Consider the following 24,429-nt stretch of genomic DNA (forward strand, 5'->3'; position numbering starts at 1 on the left):
AGGGGAATATTTCTTCTTTTTTAGATAACGCTACTAAACGAGAAACTCACAGTCCTTTAAAATTTTTGGCTGGCTGACTAGTACACCAGTCCCATACTAATTGAGACAGCTCCGGTGAGCTGTCGGCTTCGCCTCGGCCCATTTTCCAGTGTTCATAGCCTAAGGCTAATATTTTTTCGTTAATGGCGTCCTGGTAGGTACCGGAAGTCGTGGGAAAGAAGCGCTCCAGTTGTTTGCGGTTCTGCTCTTCGGTTACGTAGTAGTCGTCCGGGTTATCTTTAAGATCAGCCACTGTTTTGGCGACCATATTGGTTTTTAAAACCATACCAGAGCAACTTTTCCAACGGGCCTGCAGCAGCTTGCCATGCTCAGACTGGTCGTTGTCATAAGGTGTTTTACCTGGGTTTTCATACAAAGATTCCCATGGCTTATCCATCGACTGTTCAGGTGGTGTTTGTGCATTAGCGGAGAGACTTAAAGTAAGGGCGGCTGCAAACATTATTCCTGTTGATTTCATCAGTCATATTCCTGTGTTTAAGATAAACTTAAAGGTTTTTACTTCCTTACCTTAGTGATAATAACTTTATTGAAGCAGTGACAACGAGTCAACGCCTGGGGATTAACAGCTCTAATTCGTTTGAGCAATATTACCGGCTTTTATCCGACGTAATGCTTTGCTGGCTAAAATTTTGCTACCTTTTCGCTGAGGCTCTCCTCCTAAAAGCTGTATAGCCACGCTTTGTTCTTTATACCAGACCGCCAGTGTTGGCATTGCGCCTTGCATCCAGTGTGCTTCATCGCCAATGCCTAAGACTGGCTCACCTAATCGACGAGCTTGGGTTAATACATAGCCTCCCATGTTGTCACTTTCATGGTCGTGGTAGTCCCAGGATACAGTCAACTGAAATGGCTCTTTGGTGGCCAAGTCAGGATCCAGATCATTTCGTACCCAAACGCAGGTTGAATAACCTTGCTCAGCTCTTTCTTCTGCTATATGAACGCCTTCGCTGGTGGGAATATGATCCAGAACGTCTTTTTCTGTCAGAAGCTTACAAGCGGGTGTATTCGATTTATTGGGGAGCATATCGGTTTTCTGCGAAACTGACTGTGCTGTCGTCGATACCGATATCAGCAGCAAGCTAGCTGTTAAAAAAGGGGCAAAAAAAGCTTTGGTTAACATAGCGTCTCCTTCTGAAACTTCTCATTCCGTTGTGTCTGAATCAACTTTTCACCCAGTATATTAATTAACCTTTAAAATAATATCCAGATAGCGGGTTCGCGAACCTAAACTTAGTTTCTAGGGTCGGTTATTCAAATAAGGTTGCCGCCCATCCGGCAAAGCTCGATAATCTCTAAAGGATCACCTAAGGAATGACACCAATGTTTTACCGAAACTGTTTTGCTGCAAGTTTATTGGTTTTAGCCTGCTCGCAACTAACCGCTTGTAACTCTGATTCGTCTTCAGAAAGCTCGGATCACCAAGAATCCGGCATATGGCAACCCAAGCCAGGAACAAGCTGGCATTGGCAGCTGGAGAACTACGATAACCTGGATATAAGCAAGGACGCCGAGGCGTTCGATATCGACTTATTTGAAGGTGCCGAGGGTGGTGACGACAGTATTATCAGTTCATTAAAGGACAACGGTAAACGGGTTATTTGTTATTTTAGTGCCGGAACCCGTGAAGACTGGCGGCCCGATGCGACTGAATTTTCGGAAGACGCGGTTATTGCCAACGGTGAAATGGCGGACTGGCCGGGTGAAGTATGGCTGGACATAAACAATGAGGCTGTCCTGAATGAAAACATCAAACCCATTATGGAAGCGCGTCTGGACTTAGCTCAATCTGCAGGTTGTGATGCGGTTGAACCCGACAATGTCGACGGCTATATAAACACTGACGAGACAAAAGGCATTATCACTTACGATGATCAGCTAAATTACAATAAATGGTTAGCCAATGCCGCACACTCGCGAGGGTTAAGCATTGGTTTAAAGAATGATGTAGACCAACTGAATGAACTGGTTAATGACTTTGATTTTGCCGTAAACGAACAGTGTTATGCCTACGGAAATGAATGCGTGAGTTACGAGGACACTTTCCTGAAAAATAACAAAGCGGTGTTTGTGCAGGAATATTATGAAGACGGCTCAGAGGGTGAAATCAGCCAGCAGGAGTTTGAAAGTAATGCCTGCTCTTACTTCCTTGACGTTGGAATATCCGCTTTATGGAAAGAGGGTTTTAACCTGGATGGGGAAAATGTTCTGAGCTGCAGCGAATAGAATTTTAAAGCAAAGGTCAGTTTCATTAAAACAAGAAAACGAACTGACCTTTGAGCTTATATGCTCCACTCGTGAGTATGCCAGTCGTTTTCTTTCGCAATTGAGCGCATTTGTTCGTTACCATTTATAACATGGCTGTTAAGCGCGTAATCCAGTAATGGTACGTCGTTAATTGAGTCACTATATATGCAGCCTAACGGTAAGTCTTCTAAGTCGTGCTGTTTTTGCCACTGCTTTAAAAGAGCAACTTTTCCTTCTCCAAAGCTAAATGGCTCTATTAGGTTTTGTGTGAACTTATTGCTAGAGACCTCAATATCGATTCCAATAACATACTGAATACCAAAAAGAGCAGCAATGGGCTCTACTATAATGGTGGGGCTGGCAGAAATAACCAGAAGAATGTCTCCTGCTTTCTGATGCTCCCTGACTTTACGCATACCTTCTGTATAAATGCGAGGCTTAATATAGTGTTCAGCAAATTCGGCAGCCAGAGTTCTGATTTCAGTAACCCGTTTACCTTTTATGGGTAAAACCCATGCCTGCATATAATCCTTCATATTCATTCGTCCGCTACTGTAATCCTGCATGATTTCGCTGCAAATCTCAGTCGCTTCTTTGCTGTAAGGCCAAGAGTTTTTTCGTAAAAAGTACATCCAGTCCTGCGCACTATCTGAATCAACCAGGGTGCCATCAAGGTCAAATACAGTAAGCTTTGGTTTTGTCATTATTAAAGTACGTCCTTAAGTACACCTTAACGATTCAGGCGGCCGGCAAATTGTCTAAGAAAAGAATCAGATGAGGTGCTCGTCACTGAGACATCGTAGCGTTGATTACTGTCCGTCGGTATATGAACGACCTGTCCTTGAGGCAGCCTTTTTTTCGTATCAACGTCTTGTCCAAGATAGTAGGTAAAGCCGTCACTACGAGCCAATAGGCCGCAGTACTTGCCGTCACTGATAAAGCTAATATCTCTTCCGGGTTGTATTTCAGAATGTTTTCCTGCTAAGCGACGATGAAAACCTTCTGGCCCCATGACTTGCAAGTCATAAGCATCTTCAATTAGCGTCCACTCTCTGCTCGTTTTATTTTTGGCTTCGATAGTATATCGGTGCGGAATTGAGTCCAGATTCAGTCGGTTGTAAACATGGAATACAGCAGCGTGCTTGCCTTTATTAATGAAGGTCAGCTTCAATGTATTGGTTTCCGGCAGCTCATCCCACTCTAAATCCAGCTTATAGAGGCTAGGCCGGTGTGGACGCATACCCGGTTCCTGGGCAGGCATCGACTGTTGAATCGGAAGTTTAGGCGTTGTTCTTTTTGGCAGTGCCGCTGCCCTTTTTGCGTCAGCTGTGGGGTCAGGAAAAGCTAACGGCAAGTCCCTGTTTGGATTTACGAAGTCAAAAGCATTTGTGAAATCACCACAAACAGCCCGTCGCCAGGGGCTAATGTTGGGTTCTAAAACACCGAAACGTTGTTCCAGAAAACGAATAACCGAAGTATGATCGAGAACTTCCGAGTTAATGTAGCCGCCCCGACTCCAGGGAGAAATTACGTAGGCTGGAACGCGTGGTCCCAATCCGTAGGGTCTTCCCATGTAGTCTTGTACTTCCAACGACTCATCCGCTTCGGATCGATGAGTATGATACTCCCCTCGGGTAGACACCTGAGAATGGCCTGCATATCCGCCGGGTGATGCTGGATCTTCTGAAGGCGGTGCTGGTGGCGGTACGTGATCGAAAAATCCGTCGTTTTCATCAAACATGATAAACAATGCTGTTTTTGCCCAAACCTCAGGATTCGCCGTTAGAGCGTCTAATACCTCTGAGGTATATGCAGCCCCTTGTGCCGGGCTAGATGGTCCAGGATGCTCGGAACCTTCCGCTGTTGCTATAATATAAGATACAGAAGGCAACTTATTTTCCATAATATCTTCTCGCAGCTGGTCTAAAGCCTGAGTCGTTAACCCTCGTTTTGCGAGCTCTGGATTTGAACCTGGCTTACCTGCTACTGAGTTTTGAAACGCAGCAAACCCGACAAGCGGATTGTCCGTAAAATTATCCGACATATCCTGATAAATACGCCAATTTACACCTGCTTCCTGCAACCTTTCCACGTAGGTTGTCCAGGTGTATGGAATGGCTGCACCACCATCTTCAGGTAAACGGTCATGTGAGTTACCAATACTCGGCCCACCAAATTGGGCCTGCCCGTCGTTGGTTCCGGACCAGAGGAACAAACGGTTGGAGTTGGTTCCCGCATGCATAGAACAATGGTAAGCATCGCATAGTGTAAAGGCATCGGCTAAGGCGTACTGAAATGGCATATCCGCGCGCTCAAAGTAACCCATTGAGTGCAGATTTTTTGCTTCTGGCCAACGATCCATGTGCCCGTTATCCCAAGCCGCTTGCGCATCTGGCCAGGAATGAGGCGTGCCTTCTACACGCATATGTTCGAATGTTTGGCGTGTATTTAACGCAAATGGGGTGACAAATTTAGGGCCTATTTCAGTTTGGTTTAATTGCGTGAATATCGTACGGTCTTTGATTTGGTCAAACGATTTAGCTGGTGCAGGATAAGGGTCGGAAAAACCTCGTGCTCCTGACAAGGTACCGAAGTAATGATCAAAAGACCGATTTTCCTGCATCAGAATAACCACGTGCTCAATATCTTTTATCGTGCCAGTACGTACCGCAGCAGGAATAGCCAAAGCTCTTGATATTGCGGGAAAAGAAGCCATTACGCTGGCAGCTCCTGCCCCTAAAAGAAACCGACGGCGACTAATATCGACCATAGAAGTAACTCCTTGAAGAGGCATTAGATTTCGAAATCTAATGCCTCTTACCTAACATCTGGTTAAAAATCAGCACTAACAGAGAAAGTCACCGTTCTTGGTGAACCGGGATAAACACTGTTACTGCCAACAGCCGATATATACTCATCGTCGAGCAGGTTATTCACATTCAAACGCAGGCGAAGAGCCGATATGCTGGAGGAAACACCCTGAATATCAGTACCAATGTAGGCATCTACCACTTCATACCCAGGCGCGGTGGCTGAGTTCTCAAAGTTGATAAATCTATCCCCAATATGGCGCAGAGAGATTCCACTCGTTATGTTGCTACCGACATAATCAGCTGCGATGGTGAAGAAAGTTTTTGGTCCGCCGTATACTTGGTTCCCAGCCCGAATTTCTGCGTCTTGGTCAAGACCGGTATCACCTGTACTAAGGTACTCAGCATCATTATAGGTATAAGACCCAGAAACTCTCAGGCCGCTGGTAACTTGATATGAGGTGAGCAGTTCAGCGCCGCGACTCTTCTGACCACCAACGTTCACATAGCTGCCGTCGACTTCTTCTTTGTAATCGATACCATCCAATACACTAGTATCCAATTGTACAATTCGGTTATCGAATTTAATGTCGTATAAGGTAACCGCTGCGTTAAAGCCATTGTTGATATAACGGAAGCCTAACTCAATGTTCTCCGCCGTTTCAGGATCAATGCCACCCAGTTCTGAATTAGATAAACCGGAATCAATGATACCAGGAACAATGGATTTATAGTTTTCAGAGTAGCCGGCAAATAACTCTAAACCATTAACCGGTGTTGTATAGGTTAACCCTGCGTAGAGTAACGGATCTGAAGTGGAGTCTAATTGACCCGTTCTGTCATCGTTATAGAAGTGATCAACCGTAGTATCGACCTGATATTGTTTTACGCCGAGACTTGCGCTCAGCGGGCCTAAAACCGCTTTTTCCTGAGCGTAGTACATGAGTTCTTTAGTGTTTGCTTCGGTTTTATATTGAATCCAGTAAGGGGTTTCATTGAATTCCGGGCTAATTGCCGAGTTCTCAACTAAATGCCATGAGCGCGTTACATCGGCATCGTAGTTTTCATACCAAAACCCGCTGCGTAAGGTATGTTGTATGTTGCCAGTTTCAAAGTCGTAGGAAACATCCCCCGTTATGCCATAACGATGATTGGCATAATTTGACGTACGATATGAGCCAACCCCTTCGACATTGCCATCATAACAATTGGGATCTTTTTCAGCGTCTAAACCATATCGACCAGTGCAAGAGTCAATCAATGTACCTGGTACATTTGTACCGGCGTTAACGAAAAAGATATCGTCACCCTCGTAATCGCCATAAATTGTGTTACCGGAGCGTTCGTTATCCAGGTTTCCATCTCCATCGACATCGGTAATGTAGGGAGGGATCCAGTCACCACGGCCTTTCATTCTGTGATAATAAACGGCGGTATTGAATGAAAAGTTGCCAAAGTCTTTTTCGACCTGAAAACTATAAAATGAATTATCACGCAGTGCACGCCAGCCATCGCGATAGTTTTCATCAAGACCAGGAATTCCGGTCCAGTTCATGTGTAATCCGTCGTGACGAGGGTTTTCATAATAATCTTCTAAAGAAACATATTCATATTCGTTTTCATTAGCCGAATTGTAGGTAGCGAAGCCTGTAATATGAAACCCATCAATAATGGTTGTGATTTTACCCGTAAGATAATCTTTCTCCGTGATAGCTTCATTATCCCAAACGTCCTTATTTTGCGAAGATGAGCCACTGAGATAGAAGTAGGTATCTGGACTAATTTCACCTGAGTCGTAACGGAAACGGTACTTACTCGCGTCCTGGTCGCCTGCCATATAGAGTAAGCTTAAGTTTTCTTCCATTAATGGATCGGAAGTAATGAAATTCAGTGTTCCACCTAATGCCTCATTTGATCTCGAGCTGATATCCGCCGTTCCCTGACTGACTTCCACGGTTTCAAGATCGAGCACGTCAATAAATCTATTCGCTTTACTACCGCCGCCGTAGTTTGAGCCGCCGTTTGGTAAGCCATCAAGCGTTGTACCAATTTGCCCGTTATTGGTATTAAAGCCTCGCATTCGGATGTTAGTCATCCAGTCAGATGAACCGAAGGTATCAGCTTCCTGTACAATAACTCCGGGTAATTCCTGTACAACAGTGTTTACTGAAGCATTGGCTGGACGACGTGAAATCATATCCATTGAAACCGTGTTTGAGGCGAAAGTCTGTCTCTTACCTACAACAATGATTTCTTCCATTTGTTCGTCTTTTTTACTCGTTTCTTCTTTATCCTGATCAGCTATCGCTGATGCTGAGGCTATTGCCAGTATTAATGGTGAAAGTGCAAATCGTTTGTAGCCGTTCATGTGTATCTCCCCAGGTATGCTAAACGTGGAAGTAATAGGACCAAAATGACCTTTCACCTCCAGCTATGATTTTGAGCGAGGCCAATATAGAATTAAAATGTGACAGTGGTGTGATATTTTGTTGTATTAATTATTAATAATGTGAGTTTATGTGGTTTTTAATGTTGGAAGTGGATTAAGATTTACTTCTGCTCTAAAGTAGCAACTTGTTAACTCATTGAATTACATGCGCGCAACCAATAAACGTGTGGGGATGGATGTGAATATGTCTGAGCGTTTAATCACTATGTTGGAGTTGATTAGGCTTCATAGATCAATGTCTGTTGTCGATCTTTCACAGCGTTTTGAGGTGTCAGAAGAAACCATACGACGTGATATACGGCAGTTAGAAACTACCGGCAGAGTGGTTAAAGTGCATGGTGGAGTTCGTCTTTCCACTTCAACTCTAGAGCCCCCATACCAAGGGCGCGTAAGTTTGAATGCTGCGGCTAAAAAAGAAGTTGGAGAGAAAGCTACCGAATTAGTCGAAGATGGGATGACGGTTTTTATTGACTGTGGTTCAACCAGTTACTGGTTTTCAAGAATGTTGACCAAACCTAAGAAGTTACTGGTAGTGACAAATTCGCTGGATGTAGCAAATGAAGTCATTGGTCGCGATGATTGGCGGTTAGCATTTACTGGTGGACAAATTGATCCAGATTACCGGGCCGCTTTCGGGCGGGAAGCTATTATTCAGGCTCGGCAGTTCACACCCGATCTGCTATTTCTGTCTATCGGTGGTATTCATTCCGACATAGGGCTACTTGATTTCAGTATTGATGAGGCTAATTTTAAGCGTTCACTTCTTGATAGAGCTCGCCGAAAAGTCGTACTGACCGATTCTTCAAAGTTTAGTGGGGCTGGTTCCGTTCATCTGGCCGATTTTGACCAAATTGATACGATAGTTTGTGATAAACCGCCCGAAGACCCGTTGAAATCTGCACTCGATAATGCCCAAGTGGAGGTTATTTGTAGCCGTTAACCCGCTATCAGGTTAGCGTCGGGTAGTAACATAAATTCTTCATATTCTGCGCGTAATATTGGCCGTTCTCACAATGGTAGGAATGGCACTTATGGTTTCTCTCACTAAGAATACAAAGCGCAGTAACACCTTCTGGTTTATTCTCTACGCCTCAAGTGCCGCTTTCTCGACCTATTTTTGTATGTATGCGTTCCGGAAGCCTTTTGCCGTGGCAAGCTACGAACAGGCTCAGTTCGTTGCAGGGATCGATTTCAAAAGTGCATTAATTATTGCGCAGGTATTAGGTTACGCCCTATCCAAGTTTGTCGGTATTAAAGTCGTATCGGAAATGACGGCAAATTATCGCAGTGTTGCCATTCTCACGTTGGTAATGGCAGCACAGTGCTCACTTATGGCTTTTGCCGTTGCGCCGGGGAACTGGAAGCTAGTCGCGCTATTCTTTAACGGTTTACCGTTAGGCATAATCTGGGGCCTGGTCTTCAGTTACTTAGAGGGAAGAAGAACCACGGAAGTCTTGGGTGCTATTTTATCTATTAGTTTCATTGTGTCTTCTGGTGTCGTAAAAACCGTCGGTAAATACCTGATGCTGGACTTACAAGTCAGCGAATACTGGATGCCGGCTGCCACGGGCGCTATTTTTACTATCCCGTTATTCATTTCCGTATATTTTCTTTCCAGGATTCCCCCGCCGACACACCAGGATAAAGAGGAACGCCATAAAAGGGAGCCAATGACATCCGAAGATAGGATCCAATTAGTGCGGAAATACTCGATAGGTTTGGGCTGCATGGTCGTCAGTTATATATTACTGACCGCTATGCGCGACTTCAGTGACAATTTTGCAGCAGAAATATGGATAGAACTAGGGTATGGCGACAGACCCGCAATATTTTCTTCCGTTGCGCTGTATACGTCATTGACTGTTCTACTTTTGCTAAGCTCGATAATGTGGATTAAAAACAATTTTCGGGCATTTATGGTTAACCATCTGATGGTTATTGGGGGATTTCTTCTCTTAGGTGTTAGCAGCTTATTCTATCAAAGCGGTGGAATTTCAGGTTCATCATGGATGATAGCGCTAACTATTGGGATTTATCTGGCTTATGTTCCTTTTAACTGTCTTATTTTCGATCGCATGTTATCGATGATAAACGACAAAGCTAATGCCGGATTTCTTATTTATATCGCGGATGCTATGGGTTATGCGGGAACCGTCGGTATACTGCTGTACCGTAACTTCTTTGAAATAAAGCTAAGTTGGCTAAACTTTCTATTAGAGAGCGCTTACTTTACGGCTCTTCTGGGTAGCGTGTTGATGGTATGTTCCGCCTGGTTTTTCCGCCAGCGCTTCTATAAAGAACACTCAAAGACTCTTATTAAAAGCTCAGCTTAACTGGAAATGAAAAGGGGCTACACGAAAGCGGCTCAAAAGTGCTCTTTTAAGAAAACGTCACGAGACTGTCACGGAACAAGGCGTTTTGATCAATTTTGGACAGGCTTAACGTAAGCTACTATTTTGAATGTAGTCATATTTTTATTTTAATCTGCTGAATTCTAAAATAATTTAACCAGACCAAGGAGCCAGCATGGAGAATTTTCTATCGCTATGGGGTGAGTCGGCCTATACCAGCCTGGGTTTTTTCTGGATGGCGCTGTGGGCGTTTGTATTAGGTTATTTAATCAGTAGCTTAATCCAAGTGCTTATCACTAAGCGGCGAATGCGCAAGGCTATGGGCGGCAATGATCTTAAGTCTGTGTCGCTGGGTACTTTCTTTGGCTTTATCTCCAGTTCCTGCAGTTTTGCTGCGCTATCAACCACCCGGGCTTTGTTTAACAAAGGGGCTGCGTTCAGTGCTTCAATGGCGTTTATGCTGGCCTCCACGAATCTGGTTATTGAACTGGGTTTTGTTATTTCTATTTTCCTTGGTTGGCAGTTTGTAGTTGGTGAATACGTTGGCGGGTTGTTGCTAATTCTATTCGTCTGGCTCTTTATTACGCTAACCAACCCTAAAAACCTAATTAAGAATGCGCGAAAAGAAGACGAAGAGGACGACGAACATCAACACGAGAGCACATTATCGGATCTTTTCAGTAAGGATACCTGGCAGAAAGTTGGCCAAAAGTACGTAATGGAATGGCAAATGGTCTGGCAAGACGTACTCATTGGTTTTACCGTTGCCGGCGTTATTTCAGCCTTTGTGCCTAGTGCGTTTTTTGAATGGTTGTTTATTGGTGTGGGTACAGAGGGTGACCCGGGTTTCTGGTCGTTACTTCAACAAGCGGTAGTGGGTCCGGTGGCTGCATTTTTCACCTTTATTGGTTCTATGGGCAACATTCCATTAGCGGCCGTTTTGTTTGGTGAAGGTGTGGCCTTTGCAGGGGTTATGGCGTTTATTTTTTCCGACTTAATTGTACTGCCGGTGCTCAAAATTAATGCGCGGTATTATGGCTGGAAAATGGCTATGTACATCGCTTTAATGCTCTTTACCTGCCTGGTCGCGGCGTCTTTAGCTATGCATTATGGTTTACTGGCGTTCGATCTACTGCCGGATGCGTCGCAGTGGTCCTCTCCGGCAGAACAACAGCACTTTAAGCTGGACTATGGTTTTGTTCTGAACCTTATTTTCTTATTGCTGAGCGTGGTTATGGTTGTGCTTTGGCGGCAGAAGCAAAAAGAACACGAACACCACCATCATCATCATGACCATGGCGACTCTTCTTCGTTGAGCGACAAGGTCATGAATGGACTGTGCGGTATCAGTGTCCTTTGGTTATTAGGAGGAATGGGCTTTTATCTTACAAGTAGCGCCGGTTAGTCCTGACCGGCGCAGTGCTCGTGCTTTAAATGAAAAAAGTGACCACTAATTAAGGTAAGCGAGCCAATAATAGTGAGTAAGATTTCAATTGGGCCATGAAAAAACTGGGCGATAACGACCGCTAAACAACCAAGCGGCAGTAGTACCCGACTGAGCTTCGCCTGCGGGTTTTTCCAGGCATAATACCCCTGAAATATCGCCATGGTTAACACCGGCAGCAATAATAGCCGGTGGAACAAAGGCGTTTCCAGAACACTCGCTAACGAGTTTGTCCCCAGAAAAATAAGCAGTATTGGCGTTGCCAGACAATGGACAAAACACAGGCCAGAGAAAAACATACCGAGGCGGTCACTCATTCCTTTCTCCTTAACCATCATAAATATTTCACCCAGGCTTTATTGCTGCGACGTTTGTATCGGTTAAACACTTGCGTTGGCTTATACAGTAAGGCGGCCAGTACAATGGTGGTTAACCACACCCAATAAATGTTGGGCAGACTCATAAAGCCTTCCTCCGGCGCCCCTAAAACTGCGGTAGCCAGAGTATAAAGCAGCAATAAAATGTAAAGGTGGACTATGTAGAAAAACATGGGTGCGCCACCGAAAGCGGTCAGAACTTCCGTCCACTTTCCTTGTAAGCGCTCCATTAGGTAAAGCATGGCAAACATGCCGGCAAAGGTTATTTGCAGAAAATTCAGCGATGGCGGGTACTTGGTCACATTGAATATAGCCCGCGCGGTGGCGGCTAAACTCTCTTGCTGAGACCAGGCCTGTGTCTCGCCGTAGATATTAAAACCACGCAGCAACAGAAAGCCGGCGAGGCAAAACGTCGTTAGCCCTAATAACCAACAGGCTCTGCGCTCAGATGAGAAGGATTTGGAATACAAAGGTCCGGCCGCATAACCCAGCAAAATAACGCCTATCCACGGCAGTAACGGGTAGCTGGCTCGTATTGATAATGCGTCGGACTGTAAAATATAGCCGCGGTCATGAAGAATGGTCCAGGCTGTATAGCCCCACTCACCCGGGTTCAGTTGAATAAAGTCCAGTGCATTGTGCCCGGCAACAATAAGCAGACCCAACACAAACAGAAGCCGGTACGGTAAATTAACGCAGGCACCCAGAATGAGCATGCACAGACCAATAACCCATATTACTTGCAGGTACAGTGTTTCGTAGGCGCCAAACCATGAAAAGTTGATGACCGTAAGTTCCAATATCACCAGGAACAGTCCGCGCTTCCATAAAAACTCACGGGCGACGCTGGGCGAACCGTCATGCTTTTGCTGATACAACCAGGCTGAAAGGCCGGTTAGAAACACAAATATGGGCGCACAAAAATGTGCGGCAAAACGGCTCCAGAATAAGCCCGGCTCCGTAGTTTCCAGTATCATAGGGTCTGCAACCGGGTGGTTATAAAAAAAACGTTCCCGTACGTGGTCCAGCAACATCAATATAATGACCAGCCCACGCAACGCATCAATACTGTTAATTCTTTGCGTAATATTTTTAGAATTCATAAGTCAGGCTCACTGAAAACTGTCTTGGGGCTCCTGGTGTTGTCCAAAGCGCAGAGTAGGCGTTCGACATGTAATACTCGTCAAAAAGGTTATCAACGTTTATCTGTAATTCAGTGTTGTCGGTTAACCGGTGTGTATAGAACAGATCAAACACCTGATAACTGGGCAGACGATACGACTGATCGACCGTAGCGCCTAAACGGTCATCCACATATCGTGCGGTAAGCCCTATATCAGCATTAATTTGCCAGTGCCTGAGATCGTGTTTAACCATGGCGTTAAAGGTATTCTGAGGAATATTTACCAGGTCACTACCGGCAGGGACATTGACGCCCCAGTCGTAAACGGTAATATCATTTTTTGTTTCACTGTCTATGTAGCTGTAGGCAACCCGTAAATCGGTGTAACTGCCCAGCGACATGCCCCCATCTATTTCAAACCCTCTGCTGGTTGCAGCGCCCAGCGTGGCCGGGTAGCCTGGGTGAACCGGGTCATCCGTAAGAATGTTGGTTTTGGTGGCATCGAAAACAGCAGCGTTTAACCGAAAGCCGTTAGCGGAATATTTCATGCCCAGCTCTACTGAGTCGCTCTCTTCTGGCTTAAACCCCTGACCTTCGAAGTCGGTGCCGCTAATAGGAACAAAGCCTTCTGAATAACTGGCATAAAGGGTTAAGTTATCCGTTGGCAGGTAGCTCAGTGCCACGCGCGGGCTCACTCGGCTTTCATCCTGTTCAGATTCCGTACCTGATACCAGTTCTAAGGTTTCTTGCGTGTACTGATCCAGTCTTAAGCCCATTAGTAGATGCCACTGGTCATTAAGTTCAAGCTGATCCTGCAGGTACAAACCAAAACCTTTTTGATTCTCGTCGTTAATGTACTGGGTATGAAGTTCCGGTTTAGCTGCACCATACTGAGGGTTAAAAATATCCAGCTCGTAAGTACCTGGCTCCGGACGGACACGGTCTAATAAAGTGTATAAGTCATAACGGTATGCGTCGGTTCCCATCAGTAAGTGATGGGTCATGCCGAACAACTCTGCGTTACCGCTTAATTCGAGTCTTAATGATAAATCATCGGAATCGTAGTCACGACGACGGTGCTGACGGGTTAGAGTGCGACCGTCTTCAAATAATTTTTGGCGCGAGCCGGAAAGTTCGGCATCCGACGAGTAGCCGTCTAACTTTGTGCTTCTGGCATTAATACCACCGGTTAAAAACCAGTCATTTAGCAGGTAGTGCTCAAAGGTTAACTGGTGGCCTTGTGAAATGATTTCAGTAGGTTCATCACTTGGTTCGCCCAGAAAGCGGTCTCTTGGCACGGTTCTAATATTGTTATCTAAAACCACTATGCCACGGTCAAACAGCTGCTCCTGCTGCATGAATTCAAAGGCATAAAGTATGGAGGTGTCTTTACCCAGTTGCCAGCGCAGAGACGGGTTAACAACCTTTTTCTTGCTGCTGACATGATCCCGGAAACTGTCATCATCCTGTATCGCACCGTTTATCCGCGCGGATACGCTATCGCTAATACCGCCAGTGTAGTCACCTTCAATACGATAGCGGTCATCGCTGCCAAGCGAGGTTTTTAAGTATCCTTCTGGAGCGTACTGCGGTTTGCGGGTAACCACGTTAATCACCCCTCCCGGGTCCGAGCGGCCATACAGTGCAGAGCCCGGGCCTTTCAGAACTTCTACGTACTCAATATTGGAAACGTCCCGATGCCCGCCGAATCCGCGACCACTGGAGAAACCATTAACTAAATAACCAGTAGGTACATTTTCGTTGCCCGGAAACCCGCGCATGGAGTAGCTGTCCCATAAGTTACCGCCGTCGTTTTGCAAAGCAATTGACGGAGAAAACAGCAAAACATCGCGAAAACGGGAGATATTAATATCATCCACCAGGCTGCGGTCCAGCGTAGTAATTGCCTGAGGAATTTCTGAAACAGGAACATCTCCGCGGTAAGCCTGACGATAATTGACTTCAATGTGTTCGAAAGACTCCTGTTCTTGCGCGAACGAGCCCGTACTCATGATAGAGAGTAAACTTAGAGTAACTGCTTGGTATTTCATGGGGGCAACACAACTCAATTAAAAACGTAATGTTATATTATAACAATCGGTTTCTAATGTCGAATTCTGGTTCGCTTAGTATTAAGATGAATGAATACCGACATTGGTAATAAGGAGCTTTATGCACCATCACCATCATCACCACGAGAGTTCATCGGAGCGAATTGGTTGGGCGTTTTTCCTTAATCTGTGCTTTACCGTTATTGAATTTATCGGTGGGATATTAACCAATAGTACGGCCATTTTAGCTGACGCGGTGCACGATCTCGGCGACAGCATTTCTATTGGTATGGCCTGGTTGCTGGATAAATTCAGTCGTAAAGATGCCACGCAGACCTTTACCTATGGCTATCAACGCTTATCTCTGGTTGGCGCTTTTATTAACGCGGTTGTACTGACTGCAGGCTCAATCTGGATTTTATTTGAAGCCATTCCCCGTTTATGGAACCCGGTAATGCCAATGGCGGAGGGTATGGCGTTACTGGCGGTATTCGGCGTTATTGTGAATGGTTATGCGGCGTTTAAATTGTCGCATGGTAAATCGTTAAACGAACGCGTACTTAACTGGCACTTACTAGAGGACGTTCTGGGCTGGGTTGCTGTTTTAATCGTGTCGATTATCTTAATCTTTGTCGACTGGCCTATTCTTGACCCTCTGCTTTCCATTGGCTTCACTTTGTTCATTCTGGTTAACGTTCTTCGTCACTTGGGTTCTACCGTTAAGCTCTTTGTTCAGGCCTCACCAGACCCCGAAGTGTACCGGAAAATACGTGAACAATTGACCTCGCTGGAACTGGTTGATGACGCCCATCATTTGCATTTTTGGTCGTTGGATGGCGAGCGTCATGTATTAACCGCGCATATTGTGGTATCAAAAGAACTGGAATGTTCAGAGCGCGCACTTTTAAAGCAGCAAATATCACAGCAGCTGGCAGCGTTTGAATTAGCTCATACCACCATTGAACTGGAATACCCTGACGAAGCTTGTCGAGACCATTAACAGGAGAAGATCATGGAATTGTTCGGAAGTTATACCTCGCCGTTCGTAAGACATTGCCGTATTGCTTTACTTGAAACTAAGACAAAGTTTTCATTTACCGAAACGGATTTTGAAACCAGTGCCAAATTAAGTCCGGCGAAAAAGGTTCCCTTTCTTCACCACAATGATTTGCGCCTGCACGACTCTACCAGCATTCTCAAATACGTGCGGGACAAGGCGGATGAGCGCTTCATTGCCGATGTAAAAGATTTTGATCAGTACTGTCTGGTCAATACGGCGATGGACTCGGCAATTAACGTGTTTTTGCTGGAGAGAGAAGGCGTAACAGCTGACAGTGTTAAGTATGTTAAACGCCAACAGCAGCGTATTGATGACATACTGCAACTGATGGAAGATAAAGAGCATGCGGTGGCTTATGAAGGGCCTCATCCCTTTAGTGACGGAGAGCTACGTTTAGGTTGTTTCCTTAGCTGGGGGCTTTTCCGTGAGCGTTTTAACTTAGATAAGTATCCGCGACTTCAGGCCTTTGTCGATAAGTTAAACGACTACCCTTATTTCGCGGATACTGATCCGAACCGTTCTTAAATATCTTTAATGGCGCGGCTGCGTTCGGGGATTTCCTCGTTCAGCAGTCGGTCATTTTGTGAATAGTTCACGGGTACATCAATAAGGTGTACGCCGGGTTTGTTCAGGCAGTCTTTTAACAGCGGTATCAAATTTTCCGTTTTATCTAAACGGTAACCGTTAGCGCCGTAAGACTCTGCATATTTCACAAAATCCGGGTTATTGAAATCTAAGCCGTAGTCGCTCAGTTTCATATGCTGCTGTTTCCACTTGATCATGCCATAGCCGCTGTCATTTAAGATAACGACAACGATATCCAGCCCCATGCGCACAGCAGTTTCAAGCTCCTGAGAGTTCATCATAAAACCGCCGTCACCGCATATTGCCATGACTTTCTTTTCCGGATTAACCAGCTTCGCGGCCATGGCCGATGGTAAGCCTGCACCCATTGAGGCAAGGGCATTATCCAGTAGTACCGTATTTGGCTGACGAGCCGGGTAATTACGTGCAAACCAAATTTTGTAGATGCCGTTATCCAGTGCAATGACACCGTCATCTGGCATAGCTTCACGCACATCTTCTACCAGACGCTGGGGTAACACCGGAAAGCTTCCGTCATGAGCGCCTTCATCGGTATGGTCGCGCATGTGATCGCGAACTTTCAGCATAAAGTCGAAATCCCAGTGACTTTGCGGCTCAATCCCTTCTTTTAACTGCCAGATACTGTTACCAATATCGCCGATCATGCTGGCATGAGGAAAGTAAACCGAATCAACCTGGGCACCCTGAAAGTTAATGTGTACCACTTTACGATTGTCGTTGTCGCCGGTTTTCATCATAAAGGGCGGCTTTTCCACCACGTCGTGACCGACATTAAGAATCAGGTCAGATTTTTCGATGGCGCGGTGCGGGTAATCGCCGTCGGAAACCGCCGCATTACCGAGCCAGCGTGGGTGGTCTTCGTTAATAACGCCCTTACCCATTTGCGTGGTAATAAAAGGAATACCGGTTTTATCGACAAATGCGCGCAGCATTTTTGCTGTAATTTTCCGATTGGCCGCAGCCCCTATCAACAGTACCGGGTGTTTTGCTTCGCGCAGTAATTCCAGCACGTGGCGGACCGATTTATGCTCGGTAATGGGGCGGCGCGAATGACTGGCTTCTATCGGAAGGCTGCTGACCTCTTCGCGACTGATATCATCCGAGAGCTCCAGGTGAGAAGCGCCGGGGCGTTCATCTTCAGCGCGACGAAAAGCCTCACGGATGTGCGCCGGAATACTGCTGGCGCTAATAATCGCCTGAGTGTATTTGGTAATGGGAGTCATCATGTCGACCACATCAATGATCTGGAATTGACCCTGATGACGTTCCTTTATGGGTTTTTGTCCAGTAATGACAACCATAGGCATAGCGCCGAGTTGCGCGTAGGCCACCGGTGTAACCAAGTTGGTTGCCCCCGGGCCTAAGGTGGAAAGGCACACCCCGGGTTTGCCGGTCAGGCGACCATAAGTGGCGGCCATGAAACCTGCGCCCTGTTCGTGGCGGGTTAAAATTAGCTCAATGCTGGATTTTGAGAGCGACTCAAGTAAGTCCAGGTTTTCTTCGCCGGGAATGCCGAAAATGTACTTCACACCCTCGTTTTCAAGTGCTTTTACGAATAAATCGGATGCTTTCACTTCGCTTTCTCCTTGCGTTAAAGAATATTCTTCTAGTTAGGCCTACGTAAAGCATAGGAGAGATGATCAAAAAAGGCAGCCAAAAGGCTGCCTTCTTAAACTACAATCGAGTAAATCGATTAAGAGTTTTCGTCACCAGTCAGCTTTTCTAAGCGGCCACGAAGTTCTTCGTCGTTTTGCGCCTGCTGAATAATCATGTTGTACTCTTGCGGAGTCAGACCTGCGTTTTCAACTGCTGCAATCATTTCTTCCTGTGCAGATTGTTGAATCTCACGCGCTTCTTCCTGATTTTCAGCTTGCTGGAACTGGTCGCGGTATTTTTCAGTAACGCCCTGAACATCTTCCATAGCGGTTACAAACTTAACCAGCATGCCTTCAGAAATTTCCTGAGTTTGCTGCTGTTGCGCCATAGACTCCTGAGCTTGTTGTTCCTGAGCTACTGCTGCTGTGCTACCCAGTGCGAATACTGTTGCTAATGCGATAATTGTCTTTTGCATGATAATCTCCTAGATGAATTTATCAGTTTTACTTACGCTCTAACTAAAGCGAAGACTGTGCCAACTTTTCAATTGTCTGATTTTTATAACTTTTTGTTCTTGCGAAGTTTGCGCCGAGAAAACCAACCAAAAAATGTGTATCCTTAGTACACAATTAAAGGAGGTCGTGTGACAAAAAGATACAGTTGGCCACTATCCAGTCTGCAAAGGCGGCTTCTGGTTTATGTCGTTATGCCAATGTTATTGATTTCCGGTGTAGCAATAAGCGTTGGGTTACAGGTTGCCTCTGATGAGTCTAATGAGCGGCTAAAAAGTGACTTAGAACTTCTGGGGCGAGCCATTAGCTTGCCTATAAGCGACGCCTTGTTGAATAACGACTTGTCTACAGTACAGGCGAATCTGGATTCGGTGTTCAATATTGGTCGGGTTTATGGTGCGTCGGTTTATAACGTGTATGGCCAGCAGGTAGCGGAAGCGGGCATTACTGAAACCGACTTAAGCAACAGTCAGTTAGCGCTACAAACCGTTCAGACTGGAATAAAGCAAGACGATTATCGTCGGGTGGAAGGCCGCGATGTCTTCTCTCAATTCCTGCCTATTGTTGATCGCGGTGGTCGCATTATTGGTTTATTACAGATAAACCGGCGGGCGAGTGACTTTGATGAGTCTTTTGAAACTTTAAGCCAATACGCATGGCTGAGCTGGGCGGCGTTCGGTTTAATTACTATTGCGGTACTGGTTTTTGGTCATTATCGCGGTGTCGGTCGGCATGTGGTGGCACTTAAGGACGCCATGTTGCGGGTCGCTGAAGGGAACCGCAGTACGCGGGTTACACCTGCTGGCCCGTCAGAATTGCAGGAGGTTGCGCAGGGTTTCAACCGTATGCTTGATAGTATCACCGAGGCTGAACAAGAGCTGGAGCAGCGCCGAGAGCACGAGGCCTCTCTGCAGCAAGCTTTGCGAGAACAGGAAAAAATGGCGGCTATTGGGAGTGTCGCCAGTGGTGTTGCGCACGAGCTAGGTGCTCCGCTTACCGTTATTGACGGCCGCGCCAGCCGCTTATTACGCAACCATAAAGACGAAGACAGTCAGCGCCAGCTAAAAGCGGTAAGAGGCCAGGTGCAGCGGTTAACCGGGCTGGTAAACCAGCTGTTGGCTTTCTCCCGTACGCCGGTACAGCAGCGCGAAACCATTTCTTTACGTGAGCTGATAGCAACAGCCATGACCAGCATAGAGTTTGAGCAGGATAAGGGGTCGGCCAAAGTGGTAATTAAGGAGCTTGTCGATGTTATTCTGAAAGTGGATATCAAGCGACTGGAACTGGCCTTGGTTAATGTTCTTCGCAATGGTTTGCAGGCCGCTGAATCGGAAGTTGTGGTGGCAGCTGAGTACGCCGGTGAAGGTGTCATTATCACCGTTGATGACGACGGTGAGGGGTTGCCCGAGTCTATGAAAGATAAAGCTTTGCAGCCTTTTGAAACTAATAAACCTCAGGGAAAAGGCACCGGGCTTGGTTTAACCATAGTGAAACACGTATTGAATGACCATAACGGAGAGTTGTCTTTAACAAACAACCCCAATGGTGGCTGTCGGGTTACCTTGAGTTTACCTGCGCAATGCCTTCGGCAAGCCGTTATTAAAGGAGGTAGTGAATGACCGCAGCAAAAGCCATGATAGGCGTTATTGAGGATGATCCGGCTCTGCAGGAGTTGCTGGTTGAAGAGCTGGAGGCCGAGGGCTATAAAGTCACCGCGTGGGGAAGTATTGAAGCCTTTAAAAAATCGGTAACGCCATTGGATTTGGTTATCAGCGATATTCGCTTACCGGGGTTGTCAGGCTTGTCTTTACTGGAAAGTTTAAAAAATGAAGATAACTCCCCTGCGCTGTTATTGATTACCGCATTTGGTACGGTTGATCAGGCGGTTGATGCCTTAAAACAAGGGGCCGATGACTTTCTAACCAAGCCGCTGGATGTTGAACACCTATTGCTTAGCGTAAAACGGATATTAGAACATCGGTCACTGCAGCGTGAGCTTAAACGGTATCGTCAGCAACAAAAGGGCCCCGGGGGCTTAGTCGGCCAAAGCCCGTCAATGCGTAAACTGTATGACCAGATAGAGCGCATAGCTCCGGCAGACGGCAGCGTCTTAATTACCGGTGAAAGCGGTACGGGTAAAGAGTTGGTGGCAAAGGCACTGCATCAGTTAAGTGACCGCGCTGAGCAGAGCTTCCAGGCGGTGAACTGTGCGGGCATTCCAGCCGAGTTAATGGAAAGCGAATTCTTTGGTCACACAGCTGGCGCATTTACCGGTGCTCAGAAAAAGCGTCAGGGTCTGCTTAAGCAGGCCGACGGCGGTACTTTGTTGCTGGACGAAATTGGTGAAATGCCAATGGCGCTGCAGGCTAAACTGCTACGTGTATTGCAGGAAGGCACGATTCGCGCCGTGGGCAGCGACGAAGAAGAAACGGTGAATGTCCGGATCCTGGCTGCAACCCACCAGAACTTAGAGCAACAGGTAGAAGACGGGCGCTTCCGGCAGGATTTATTTTACCGTCTGGAAACCTTTAGTTTACGAGTACCACCGCTGCGGGAACGGGGAGAAGATATTGAGCGTTTAGCTAATTTTTTCCTACAGCAGCTGCAGAAAAACAGTGATAAACCGGTTCGCAGCATTTCTCCGGCTGCACTGGAGCAGCTTTATTGCTATCGCTTTCCGGGCAACGTACGTGAATTACAGAATGCTATTGAACGTGCCTTTACTTTCTCCAGAGACGATAAAATAGCGGTTGAAGATTTACCGCAAAGAATTTTGGATAGTGAGCATGAACCCGACGTGGATTATGGCACCGAGTGGCCGACTCTGGATGAATATCAGAATCAGTACATTCGTAAGGTATTGACGCATGCCGAAGGGAATAAATCTAAAGCGGCAGAAATTCTCGGAGTCACAAGGCGCACTCTATACCGTTGGCTGGAACAGCATGGCGAGTGATCAAACGCGCGTTTAGGCACGTAGTCTATACTAAGTTTTTGAATCATTTAACAGGAGTACTAAGTGAAAGTATTAATGGTATTAACCTCACACGATAAGCTTGGTGACACAGACCATAAAACGGGTTTCTGGGTAGAAGAGTTTGCTGCTCCGTACTATGTTTTTACGGATTCCGGTGTGGACGTGACTCTGGCATCGCCTAAGGGTGGCAAGCCACCGATTGATCCAAACAGCACCACACCAGATGCACAAACCGAAGCAACAGAACGCTTTGATAAAGATGAGACGGCTCAGCACAAATTAGAAACGACCTGTAAGCTTGATGAAGTTGATCCGGAAGGTTTCGACGCAATTTTCTATCCGGGTGGTCACGGACCATTGTGGGATTTAACCAATAACGAGCATTCAATTAAGTTGATTGAGCATTTCTGGAGTCAGGGTAAACCCGTTGCTGCGGTCTGTCATGCCCCAGCCGTGTTGTTAAATGCTAAATCGCCAAGTGGTGACCCGATTGTTCAGGGACGCACGGTAACTGGCTTTAGTAACAGCGAAGAAGCTGCAGTAGAACTGACCAATGTAGTTCCGTTCTTGCTGGAAGACGAGTTGACCGCCAAAGGCGGCCATTATCGTAAGGTGGATGACTGGCAGGCATATGCCGTTCAGGACGGTATGTTAATTACCGGTCAGAATCCCGGTTCATCTGAGCAGACGGCACAGCGCCTGCTCGATGTGTTAAGAGCCAGCCTGTAATTGGCTTAAAAGCGTCGGCGCCAGCTAATGCCGACGCTTGCCTGCCGGCCTACGGCGGGCTCAAATGAACGTCCACTGCCCTGATTAACCACAACAGCTCCTACGTAGTCTTTGTCGGTAATGTTATCAACCCGTACCCACACATCCAGCTCGCTCTTAGCCCATTGCCAATCGCGGCTTACAGCAATATCCCAGGTCGTGTAAGACGGGGCAAAGGTATCATTTGCATCATTAACCGGTGTCTCGTTACGGTACTGGCCGGCTAACTGAACTAGCCACTGCTCTGTGGGTTGCCAGTTAAGACGCAGATAGCCCTGACTTTTTGCTACGCCGGGCAACTGATTTCCCTGTAACGGACCATTATCAAAAGTCGCGTCTATATAGCTGTATGACAGTAGTAAATCTAACTGCTGGGTCAGTGCGCCGTTAATACTGAGTTCAGCACCTTCGCGCGAGGTTTCCGACGCGTTGCGGTAGGTTGTGCGACCGTCGTTTGACTGATCCACCAGTATTTCGTCCTCGCTTTTAATACCGAAGAACGCGAAATGCAGTCGCCAGTCTTGTGGTAGTTGGTGTTTGATACCCCATTCCCATTGATCATTCGTGGACGGACCCAGTTCGCGGTTCAGGCCCGAGCCCTGGTTACGGTATGCCAGCTCAGTCAGTGTCGGTGTTTCAAATCCCTGCCCGATGCTCAGATAAGTCGCCGAGGTAGGCAGAAACTGCCAGGTAAATGAAACAGCTGCGGTGGTCTCACTAAAGTCGCTGCTGCCGCTGTCATCGGAGTTATCCAGATCGGTAAAGTAGTCTTCTACTTCATAATTGATGTCGCTGTAACGAACTCCGCCGGTTGCTGAAAGCTCTTCCGATAACTGCCACTGAAAACGTAGATAAGCTGATGCATTTTCAATCCAGTTAAATTCGTTGCGGCGCAAATCACCTTTTTCACCGCTGTCATTCACATAACCAAAGCGATGATCCTGCTGGCGCTCTAATTGCGCTCCCAGGGTTGCTGACCAGTTAACTCCGCGTTGACGCCAGCGCGCATGAGCACCTTCAAATTGACGAGAGACATCAATGACGGCGCCCGAGCTTGTTGTGTCGTCACCGGCAAAAGGCAGAAACTGCTCTATATCGCGGTCACCCTGCCACAGCGAGAGTAACCCCTCACCATTGTTGCTCTCATGAAACCAGCTAAAAGACCCCTGACGGTGGTGAATATCTTTCCGCGTGTTGAAATCAATTGCCCGTTGTACTGTCTGAGTTGGGTCTTCGCGCCAGTCTTCGGGCGTTAGTGCGCTGGGGTCTTGCAATAATGGCGCATCGTTATTGTCGTAACGAATAACAAAGCGGTTCTGCTCGTCCCACTGATGATACCAGCGTATCGCCTGCTGTTGGCGCTCGGCTGAGTTATGCCTGCGCGGGCCGTCGGTCTGAAAATCTGAGGCTAAAATTTGCAGCTGATTGGTGTTGGTTGCCCACTGGGCATTAACATTGTACCGCTGAGTGTCATTTTCGCTGAACTGTCCACCCCATTCCAACGCGGTTTCTGTTGGCTTGCGGCTGAACCATTCAACCACACCACCGCCGGAGTTACCGTACAGCGTTGCTAATGGACCGCGCAATACTTCCAGCGAATCAATGCTGTCGAGAAAAATGCTCGAAGTTTGTGCCTGTCCGTCGGGCATAGATAACGGAATGCCGTCGACATTTAACTGCAAACCCCTTACTCCAAAGGCCGCACGCGAGCCAAAGCCCCGAACCACCAGGCGTGTATCCTGTGCGTAGTTGTAACGGTTGTCAGCCTGAATGCCCGCCACCCCGGCTAAGGCATCGCCAGCATCAATCTTCATAGAAGGTAAGGTGTTTTCCACGCTCACGCGGTCGATACTGGCCGCAGTAGTCAACCAGGGCGTCTCGCTTTGTGTCGCTGTAACAACAACGGTTTCGTCTACGTCTGCGGAGTGAACAACGAAAGAGGCCGCCAATAAAGGCAGCCCCGTGTAAGTGAGTTTTCTTAATACAGCTGAGTACAACATA

The 24,429-nt window shown here is 46.8% G+C and carries 20 protein-coding genes; 9 read left to right on the forward strand and 11 right to left on the reverse strand.

Features of this window, described 5'->3' with window-relative positions; translation table 11 throughout:
* Positions 1-46 precede the first annotated feature (46 nt).
* Together ACP7H9_RS10800 and ACP7H9_RS10805 are read right to left on the reverse strand one after the other, a co-directional pair.
* Positions 47-517, reverse strand: a complete 471-nt coding sequence (locus tag ACP7H9_RS10800; protein ID WP_034819481.1) for a hypothetical protein — start codon at positions 515-517, stop codon at positions 47-49.
* Between the two features lie 111 nt (positions 518-628).
* On the reverse strand, positions 629-1,180 hold the full coding sequence (locus ACP7H9_RS10805) for a hypothetical protein (protein WP_011235821.1): 552 nt from the start codon (positions 1,178-1,180) through the stop codon (positions 629-631).
* A 200-nt stretch (positions 1,181-1,380) separates the two neighbouring features.
* On the opposite strand from ACP7H9_RS10805, the gene ACP7H9_RS10810 reads away from it, so the two are divergent.
* Complete coding sequence (locus tag ACP7H9_RS10810; protein ID WP_011235820.1) at positions 1,381-2,283, forward strand: polysaccharide hydrolase; 903 nt, start codon at positions 1,381-1,383, stop codon at positions 2,281-2,283.
* Positions 2,284-2,339: 56 nt separating this feature from the next.
* On the opposite strand, the gene ACP7H9_RS10815 is transcribed toward ACP7H9_RS10810, so the two are convergent.
* From ACP7H9_RS10815 to ACP7H9_RS10825, 3 genes are all read right to left on the reverse strand, one after another.
* Positions 2,340-3,008, reverse strand: a complete 669-nt coding sequence (locus ACP7H9_RS10815) for an HAD family hydrolase (protein WP_011235819.1) — start codon at positions 3,006-3,008, stop codon at positions 2,340-2,342.
* Between the two features lie 26 nt (positions 3,009-3,034).
* Positions 3,035-5,074: a phosphocholine-specific phospholipase C gene (locus ACP7H9_RS10820; RefSeq protein ID WP_011235818.1), complete on the reverse strand. Its 2,040-nt coding sequence runs from the start codon at positions 5,072-5,074 to the stop codon at positions 3,035-3,037.
* Between the two features lie 62 nt (positions 5,075-5,136).
* Positions 5,137-7,482, reverse strand: coding sequence for a TonB-dependent receptor (locus tag ACP7H9_RS10825; RefSeq protein WP_011235817.1), 2,346 nt, complete (start codon positions 7,480-7,482; stop codon positions 5,137-5,139).
* 265 nt (positions 7,483-7,747) lie between these two features.
* On the opposite strand from ACP7H9_RS10825, the gene ACP7H9_RS10830 reads away from it, so the two are divergent.
* The 3 genes from ACP7H9_RS10830 (at position 7,748) to ACP7H9_RS10840 (ending at position 11,319) form a co-directional block, all read left to right on the forward strand.
* The gene (locus ACP7H9_RS10830; RefSeq protein ID WP_034819484.1) at positions 7,748-8,503 is read left to right on the forward strand and encodes a DeoR/GlpR family DNA-binding transcription regulator; all 756 of its coding nucleotides are present in this window, start codon (positions 7,748-7,750) and stop codon (positions 8,501-8,503) included.
* A 91-nt stretch (positions 8,504-8,594) separates the two neighbouring features.
* Positions 8,595-9,896, forward strand: coding sequence for a DUF5690 family protein (locus ACP7H9_RS10835; RefSeq protein ID WP_011235815.1), 1,302 nt, complete (start codon positions 8,595-8,597; stop codon positions 9,894-9,896).
* Positions 9,897-10,089: 193 nt separating this feature from the next.
* Positions 10,090-11,319: a permease gene (locus tag ACP7H9_RS10840; RefSeq protein ID WP_286825239.1), complete on the forward strand. Its 1,230-nt coding sequence runs from the start codon at positions 10,090-10,092 to the stop codon at positions 11,317-11,319.
* On the opposite strand, the gene ACP7H9_RS10845 is transcribed toward ACP7H9_RS10840, so the two are convergent.
* From ACP7H9_RS10845 to ACP7H9_RS10855, 3 genes are read right to left on the reverse strand one after another with little or no spacing between them, the layout of a single operon-like run.
* A complete protein-coding gene (locus tag ACP7H9_RS10845) occupies positions 11,316-11,675 on the reverse strand; it encodes a MerC domain-containing protein (RefSeq protein WP_273025260.1) in 360 nt (119 codons plus the stop codon). The genes ACP7H9_RS10840 and ACP7H9_RS10845 overlap by 4 nt on opposite strands.
* Positions 11,676-11,692: 17 nt before the next feature.
* A complete protein-coding gene (locus ACP7H9_RS10850) occupies positions 11,693-12,838 on the reverse strand; it encodes a DUF1624 domain-containing protein (RefSeq protein WP_286825237.1) in 1,146 nt (381 codons plus the stop codon).
* Positions 12,828-14,909, reverse strand: coding sequence for a TonB-dependent siderophore receptor (locus ACP7H9_RS10855; RefSeq protein WP_286830271.1), 2,082 nt, complete (start codon positions 14,907-14,909; stop codon positions 12,828-12,830). Before ACP7H9_RS10855 ends, ACP7H9_RS10850 begins: the two co-directional genes overlap by 11 nt.
* A 121-nt stretch (positions 14,910-15,030) precedes the next feature.
* Here ACP7H9_RS10855 and ACP7H9_RS10860 point away from each other — a divergent pair, with 121 nt between their 5' ends.
* Both ACP7H9_RS10860 and ACP7H9_RS10865 read left to right on the forward strand, forming a co-directional pair.
* The gene (locus tag ACP7H9_RS10860; RefSeq protein ID WP_034819486.1) at positions 15,031-15,909 is read left to right on the forward strand and encodes a cation diffusion facilitator family transporter; all 879 of its coding nucleotides are present in this window, start codon (positions 15,031-15,033) and stop codon (positions 15,907-15,909) included.
* Between the two features lie 12 nt (positions 15,910-15,921).
* Complete coding sequence (locus ACP7H9_RS10865; RefSeq protein WP_286825222.1) at positions 15,922-16,494, forward strand: glutathione S-transferase family protein; 573 nt, start codon at positions 15,922-15,924, stop codon at positions 16,492-16,494.
* Here the strand turns inward: ACP7H9_RS10865 and ACP7H9_RS10870 are convergent.
* Positions 16,491-18,149: an acetolactate synthase large subunit gene (locus tag ACP7H9_RS10870; RefSeq protein WP_255801549.1), complete on the reverse strand. Its 1,659-nt coding sequence runs from the start codon at positions 18,147-18,149 to the stop codon at positions 16,491-16,493. The genes ACP7H9_RS10865 and ACP7H9_RS10870 overlap by 4 nt on opposite strands.
* 119 nt (positions 18,150-18,268) lie before the next feature.
* Entirely contained in the window at positions 18,269-18,646 is a 378-nt protein-coding gene (locus tag ACP7H9_RS10875; RefSeq protein ID WP_286825220.1) for a DUF4168 domain-containing protein, read from the reverse strand.
* Between the two features lie 168 nt (positions 18,647-18,814).
* Here ACP7H9_RS10875 and ACP7H9_RS10880 point away from each other — a divergent pair, with 168 nt between their 5' ends.
* The 3 genes from ACP7H9_RS10880 to ACP7H9_RS10890 all read left to right on the forward strand — a co-directional run bounded on the left by ACP7H9_RS10880 (position 18,815) and on the right by ACP7H9_RS10890 (position 22,389).
* Positions 18,815-20,302, forward strand: a complete 1,488-nt coding sequence (locus ACP7H9_RS10880; RefSeq protein WP_286825215.1) for a sensor histidine kinase — start codon at positions 18,815-18,817, stop codon at positions 20,300-20,302.
* Entirely contained in the window at positions 20,299-21,639 is a 1,341-nt protein-coding gene (locus ACP7H9_RS10885) for a sigma-54-dependent transcriptional regulator (protein ID WP_153849311.1), read from the forward strand. The genes ACP7H9_RS10880 and ACP7H9_RS10885 overlap by 4 nt, the downstream gene beginning before the upstream one ends.
* Positions 21,640-21,702: 63 nt before the next feature.
* Positions 21,703-22,389: a type 1 glutamine amidotransferase domain-containing protein gene (locus ACP7H9_RS10890; RefSeq protein WP_011235804.1), complete on the forward strand. Its 687-nt coding sequence runs from the start codon at positions 21,703-21,705 to the stop codon at positions 22,387-22,389.
* A 5-nt stretch (positions 22,390-22,394) separates the two neighbouring features.
* Here ACP7H9_RS10890 and ACP7H9_RS10895 read toward each other — a convergent pair whose 3' ends face one another.
* A complete protein-coding gene (locus ACP7H9_RS10895; RefSeq protein WP_286830269.1) occupies positions 22,395-24,428 on the reverse strand; it encodes a TonB-dependent receptor family protein in 2,034 nt (677 codons plus the stop codon).
* Position 24,429: the final 1 nt, after the last annotated feature.

The sequence above is a fragment of the Idiomarina sp. ST20R2A10 genome (assembly GCF_051842345.1).
GTDB classification, from domain to species: domain Bacteria; phylum Pseudomonadota; class Gammaproteobacteria; order Enterobacterales; family Alteromonadaceae; genus Idiomarina; species Idiomarina loihiensis.